This window comes from Pseudomonas sp. Fl4BN1 (assembly GCF_009908285.1).
Lineage (GTDB): Bacteria > Pseudomonadota > Gammaproteobacteria > Pseudomonadales > Pseudomonadaceae > Aquipseudomonas.
The window spans coordinates 22024-28633 of record NZ_JAAARM010000055.1; the positions used below are offsets into that span (position 1 = coordinate 22024).

Sequence of the window (6610 nt, forward strand, 5' to 3'; positions counted from 1 at the left end):
AGCCAGCTCCTACACAAGCCAGCCGATCAGCTGTCCAGCGCTTTGTATTTTTCCCGCAGGTGGTTACGGATCCATACCGCCGACAGGTTCAGGGTCGCGATCACCAGCACCAGCAACAACGCGGTGGCGTACACCAGTGGCCGCGCAGCCTCGACGTTGGGGCTCTGGAAGCCGACGTCGTAGATGTGGAAGCCCAGGTGCATGATCTTCTGGTCCAGGTGCAGGTACGGGTAGTTGCCGTCCACCGGCAGCGACGGCGCCAGTTTCACCACGCCCACCAGCATCAGCGGCGCCACTTCACCGGCGGCACGGGCCACCGCGAGGATCATGCCGGTCATCATCGCCGGGCTGGCCATGGGCAGAACGATCTTCCACAGGGTCTCGGCCTTGGTCGCACCCAAGGCCAGGGAACCTTCACGCACGGTGCGGGGAATTCGCGCCAGGCCTTCTTCGGTGGCCACGATCACCACCGGCACCGCCAGCAGCGCCAGGGTCAGGGATGCCCAGAGCAGCCCCGGAGTACCGAAGGTCGGCGCCGGCAGGGCTTCGGGGAAGAACAGACGGTCCACGGAACCACCCAGTACATAGACGAAGAAGCCCAGGCCGAACACGCCGTAGACGATCGCTGGAACCCCCGCCAGGTTGTTCACGGCAATGCGGATCACCCGGGTCAGGGCGTTCTGCTTGGCGTATTCACGCAGGTAGACCGCTGCCAGCACACCGAACGGCGTCACGATCATGGCCATGATCAGGGTCATCATCACGGTGCCGAAAATCGCCGGGAAGATCCCGCCTTCGGTGTTGGCTTCACGCGGGTCGTCGCTGAGGAATTCCCAGACCTTGCTGAAGTAGAAACCGATCTTGGTGAAGGTGCCCATGGCGTTCGGCTGGTAGGCATGTACCACCTTGCCCAGGCCGATTTCGATTTCCTTACCATTGGCATCACGGGCGGTCAGGCTGTCGCGGTTGAACTGCGCGTGCAGATCGCCCAGACGGGACTCGACATCCTGGTAACGGGCATTGAGCTCGGCACGCTCGGCGTCCATGTCGGCTTGAGCGGCAGCGTCCAGCTTGCCGCCCAGTTCCAGCTTGCGACCATGCAAGCGGATGCGCTCCAGGCCAGCGTTGATCGCGCCAATGTCGGACTTCTCCAGGCTCTTGAGCTGGGCCGCCAGCTTGCTCACCCGGTCGATCCGCGCTTGCAGCTCAGGCCAGGCGGCCTCGCCTTCGGCGATCACCTTGCCATTTTCTTTGACGTTGACCAGGTAGCCGTAGAAGTTGCCCCACTCACGGCGTTCGATGGTCATCAGCTCTTTGGGGTAGCTCTGGTTGGTCAGCCACTCGCCGACGATCCAGGTGAAGTCATTGCCGTTCAGGTCACGGTTGCCGACCTTGATCAACTCGCGAGTCATGAACTCCGGGCCCTGGTCGGGCACCGGCAAGCCGGCACTCTTCAGGCGTTCCCGGGGCACTTCTTCCTTCTGTACCACTTCACCGACGACCAGGTGGTTGGCCTGACCCGGCACGTCGTAGTGGGCTTGCAGCAGATCCGCCGGCCAGAAGTGGCCAAGGCCACGCACGGCAATCACCGCCAGCAGGCCGATGGTCATGATGACCGCGATGGACACCGCGCCACCGCTGATCCAGACGCCGGGGGCGCCGCTTTTGAACCAGCCGTTTAGGGAGTTCTGTTTCACAGACTTCTACCTTTGTTAAAGCGACGAATATTTCTTGCGCAGACGCTGACGGATCAGCTCGGCGAGGGTGTTCATGACGAAGGTGAACAGCAGCAGCACCAGCGCCGAGAGGAACAGCACGCGGTAGTGGCTGCCGCCGACTTCCGACTCAGGCATTTCCACCGCGACGTTGGCGGCCAGGGTGCGCAGGCCTTCGAACAGGTTCATCTCCATGATCGGGGTGTTGCCGGTGGCCATCAGCACGATCATGGTCTCGCCGACGGCGCGGCCCATGCCGATCATCAGCGCCGAGAAGATCCCCGGGCTGGCGGTGAGGATCACCACGCGAGTCATGGTCTGCCACGGTGTGGCGCCCAGGGCCAGAGAGCCCAGGGTCAGGCCGCGCGGCACGCTGAACACAGCATCTTCAGCAATCGAGTAAATGTTCGGGATCACCGCGAAACCCATGGCCAGGCCCACAACCAGGGCGTTGCGCTGGTCGTAGGTGATCCCCAGGTCATGGGAGATCCACATGCGCATGTCGCCGCCGAAGAACCAGTTCTCCATGAACGGGCTCATGTACAGCGAGATGAAGCCGACGAAAATGATCACCGGGATCAGGATCGCGCTTTCCCAGCCGTCCGGCACTCGCAGGCGCAGGGACTCGGGCAGGCGGCTCCAGGCAAAACCCGCCACCAGGATGCCCACCGGCAGCAGGAGCAGCAGACTGAAGATGCCCGGCAGGTGACCTTCGACATAGGGCGCGAGGAACAGACCGGCGAAGAAGCCGAGAATCACCGTCGGCATCGCCTCCATCAGCTCGATCACCGGCTTGACCTTGCGGCGCATGCCCGGAGCCATGAAGTAGGCGGTGTAGATCGCTGCCGCAACCGCCAGCGGAGCCGCCAGCAACATGGCATAGAACGCCGCCTTCAAGGTGCCGAAGGTCAGGGGCGAGAGGCTCAGCTTGGGTTCGAAATCAGTGTTGGCCGCCGTGGATTGCCAGACGTACTTAGGTTCGTCGTAGTTCTCGTACCAGACCTTGCTCCACAGCGCGCTCCAGGACACTTCCGGGTGCGGGTTGTCCAGCAACAGCGGTTGCAGCTTGCCGCCAGCCTCGACGATCACCCGGTTGGCCCGTGGCGACAGGCCGAAGATGCCTTGGCCGTCGACCACCTGGTCCACCAGCAACGTGCGGTGGGCGGTGCTGTGGAACACCCCGAGCTTGCCGGAAGCGTCCAGGGCAACGAAGCCCTTGCGGCGCTCTTCGGCGGTGATTTCAATGATCGGTGCAGTGCCCATCTGGAAGGTGCGGATCTGCTTCAGGCGCAGTTCGCCATCCGGGTCGCGGGCCATGAACCACTGGGCCAGGCCACCTTTGGAAGTACCGATGATCAGCGAGATACCGCCTACCAGCTGAGTGCTGGCAGTCACTTCGGTATCGGCGTCTTCCAGCAGCTTGTAGCGACCGTTGAGGCTCTTGTCGCGCAGGCTGAACACGTCGGCCTGGGCGCGCCCATTGATCACATACAGCCATTGCTGGCGCGGATCGATGTACATCGCCTTGACCGGTTCGGTCATCTGCGGCAGCTCGATGCGGTTCTGCTCGCTGGTGACCTCACCGGTCATCATGTTTTCTTCGCGGGTCAGCTTCAGCACTTGCAACTGCGAACCGCTGGAGCCGGCGACGATCAGCGACGAATCAGTGGCGTTGAGGTTGACGTGTTCCAGCGCCTCGCCCTGTTCATTCAGGGTGATCGGGGTTTCACCGTAGGGGTACTCGATGGCTGGCGAGATGGTCTTCTTGCCGTCCGGGTAGCTGACCTTGTAGGTGTGGCGGAACACCAGGGCCTGGCCGTTGGACAAACCTACCACTACCAGCGGCGTGCCCGGCTGGTCCTTGCCGATGGAAGTGACACTGGCGCCCGCCGGGATCGGCAGGTCGACCTTGCGCAGCTCGGCGCCGTTGTCGATGTCGAAGAACAGTGCCTGGCCCTTGTCGGAGACCCGCATGCCGACCTGGTTCTGCTCTTCCAGGGAGAACATCAGCGGCTTGCCGGCGTCCTGCATCCAGGCGGGAGTCAGAGGGTCCTTGGCGGTCAGGTCGGCACCCTGGAACAGCGGTGCGACGACATAGGCGAGGAAGAAGAAGATCAGGGTGATCGCACCCAGCACAGCCAGGCCGCCAATCAGCACGTACCAGCGGGTCAGGCGATCTTTGAGCGCGCGGATGCGGCGCTTGCGTTGCAGTTCAGGCGTATTGAAGTCAATGCGCTTGGGGGGAGAAGTCGTAGTCATGGTGGAGTTGGCCAGATCATTCATGCGCACACCCTAGCGATCCTGTATGACAGAAAGATGACAATGCAGTGACGCAACAAATCCGCCGCGTAGCAAAGCTGGCAGCGGACAAAAAATGAGGTTGTAGGAGCCGGCTTGCCGGCGAACGGGGCCTTGAGCCTGGGTCGCCCAGCCAGCTCCTACGGATACGACAGGGTCCGGGGGCCGGACCCTTATGCGGCGGCTTATGCGCCTTCTTTCAGACCCAGGTCAGCCAGGGCCTTGGCGGCAACTTTGGCTGGCAGAGGGATGTAACCGTCTTTCACCACCACTTCCTGACCCTGTTTCGACAGGACCAGTTTCACGAACTCGGCTTCCAGCGGGGCCAGAGGCTTGTTCGGGGCTTTGTTGACGTAGACGTAGAGGAAGCGCGACAGCGGGTATTTGCCGTTCAGGGCGTTTTCTTCGCTGTCTTCGATGAAGTCAGTGCTGCCTTTCTTGGCCAGGGCCACGGTCTTCACGCTGGCAGTCTTGTAGCCGATGCCCGAGTAGCCGATGCCGTTCAGCGAGGAGCTGATGGACTGTACGACCGAGGCCGAACCTGGTTGCTCGTTGACGTTAGGCTTGTAGTCGCCTTTGCACAGGGCTTCTTCCTTGAAGTAGCCGTAGGTGCCGGATACCGAGTTACGGCCGAACAGCTGGACCGGCTTGTTGGCCAGGTCGCCCTTCACGCCCAGGTCGCCCCAGGTTTTGACTTCTTCTTTAGCGCCGCACAGACGCGTCGCGGAGAAGATCGCATCGACCTGTTCCATGGTCAGGTGCTGGATCGGGTTGTCCTTGTGCACGAACACCGCCAGGGCGTCCACGGCCACCGGGATAGCGGTTGGCTTGTAGCCGTACTTCTGCTCGAAGGCCGCCAGTTCGGTGTCCTTCATCTTGCGGCTCATAGGGCCCAGGTTGGAGGTGCCTTCGGTCAGCGCAGGTGGCGCGGTGGCGGAGCCGGCGGCCTGAATCTGGATGTTGACGTTCGGGTATTCTTTTTTGTAGTTCTCGGCCCACAGGGTCATCAGGTTCGCCAAGGTATCGGAACCGACGCTGGACAGGTTGCCCGACACACCAGTGGTCTTGGTGTAGCTCGGGATAGCAGGGTCAACAGCGGCAACCGCGTGGGCAGTCGCAACGCCAGCGGCGACAAAGGTCATTGCCGCCATCAAACGCTTCAGTTTCATGCCTTACTCCTAGCAGATAGGGGGTGTTAAGTCGGGGCCAAGTATCTGTAGGCCGTGTGAACACTCTATGTCTGGAATATGACAATTAGATGAAAGGCCAGCACTCCTCTACGGAAGCTGGCCTTTCCTGATTGTGTCGGTAGGAGCCGGCTTGCCGGCGAACACGTCCAAGTGGGCATCACGCCTGTCAGCGGCCCTTCTTCCACAGGTACAGCCCCACCAGCAGGCCGATGCCGCAAATAATTGCAACATAATAGGCCGGGCCCATCGGGCTTTCCTTGAGCAGCCAGGTCACCACCATCGGCGTCAGCCCGCCGAAGATTGCGTAGGCCAGGTTGTAGGAAAACGACAGGCCGCTGAAACGCACCACCGCCGGGAACGCCTTGACCATCACATAAGGCACGGCGCCGATGGTGCCGACGAACAGGCCGGTCAGGGCATACAGCGGGAACAGCCACTGCGGGTTGTCCTGCAGGCCGTGATAGAAGGTCCAGGACGTGGCCAGCAGCAAGGCGCTGCCGAAGACGAAGACTTTGCCGGCACCGAAACGGTCCGCCAGGGCCCCGGAGGCCACGCAGCCCAGGCTCAGGAACACGATCGCCAGGCTATTGGCCTCAAGGGCGGTGATGGCCGGGAACTGATAGACGGTCTGCAACACCGTCGGGGTCATCAGGATCACCACGATGATCCCGGCGGACAGCAGCCAGGTCAGCAACATGGAGATCACGATGGCTTCACGGTGATCACGCAGCACCGCTCGCAGCGGTAACTCTTCGGCCAGGGCCTTGCGCAATTGCAGCTCGGCGAACACCGGGGTCTCATGCAACAAGCGACGCAGGTACACCGAGAACAGGCCGAACACCCCGCCCAGCAGGAACGGAATCCGCCAGGCGTAGCCCGCCACTTCCGCCGGGGTATAGATGCTGTTGATCGCGGTGGCCACCAGCGAGCCCAGGAGAATCCCGGCGGTCAGGCCCGAGGTCAGGGTGCCGCAGGCATAGCCGATGTGCCGCTGGGGCACGTGCTCGGAAACGAACACCCAGGCCCCGGGCACTTCACCGCCGATCGCCGCGCCCTGGATCACCCGCATCAACAGCAACAGGATCGGCGCCCACATGCCGATCTGCGCGTAGGTCGGCAGCAGGCCCATGATCAGGGTCGGCACTGCCATCATGAAGATGCTCAGGGTGAACATCTTCTTGCGCCCCAGCAGGTCGCCGAAGTGCGCCATGACGATCCCGCCCAGGGGCCGCGCCAGGTAACCGGCAGCAAAAATGCCGAAGGTCTGCATCAGGCGCAGCCACTCGGGCATGTCTGCCGGGAAGAACAACTTGCCGACCACGGTGGCGAAGAACACGAAAATGATGAAGTCGTAGAACTCCAGTGCACCACCCAAGGCGGACAGCGACAGGGTCTTGTAGTCACTAC

At 62.2% G+C, this 6610-nt stretch carries 4 protein-coding genes; all 4 read right to left on the minus strand.

Features of this window, described 5'->3' with window-relative positions; all coding sequences use genetic code 11:
- Positions 1–26: 26 nt before the first annotated feature.
- Positions 27–1697 carry a phosphate ABC transporter permease PstA gene (gene pstA / locus GV818_RS32095; RefSeq protein WP_161752737.1) on the minus strand — a complete coding sequence of 557 codons (1671 nt, stop codon included), beginning with the start codon at positions 1695–1697 and terminating at the stop codon, positions 27–29.
- A 15-nt stretch (positions 1698–1712) separates the two neighbouring features.
- Complete coding sequence (locus tag GV818_RS32100; RefSeq protein ID WP_178125226.1) at positions 1713–3746, minus strand: ABC transporter permease subunit; 2034 nt, start codon at positions 3744–3746, stop codon at positions 1713–1715.
- Positions 3747–4198: 452 nt separating this feature from the next.
- Positions 4199–5182, minus strand: coding sequence for a phosphate ABC transporter substrate-binding protein PstS (locus tag GV818_RS32105; RefSeq protein WP_161752733.1), 984 nt, complete (start codon positions 5180–5182; stop codon positions 4199–4201).
- A gap of 187 nt (positions 5183–5369) precedes the next feature.
- On the minus strand, positions 5370–6610 hold a 1241-nt coding region (locus GV818_RS32110; RefSeq protein ID WP_161778559.1), incomplete at its 5' end, for an MFS transporter.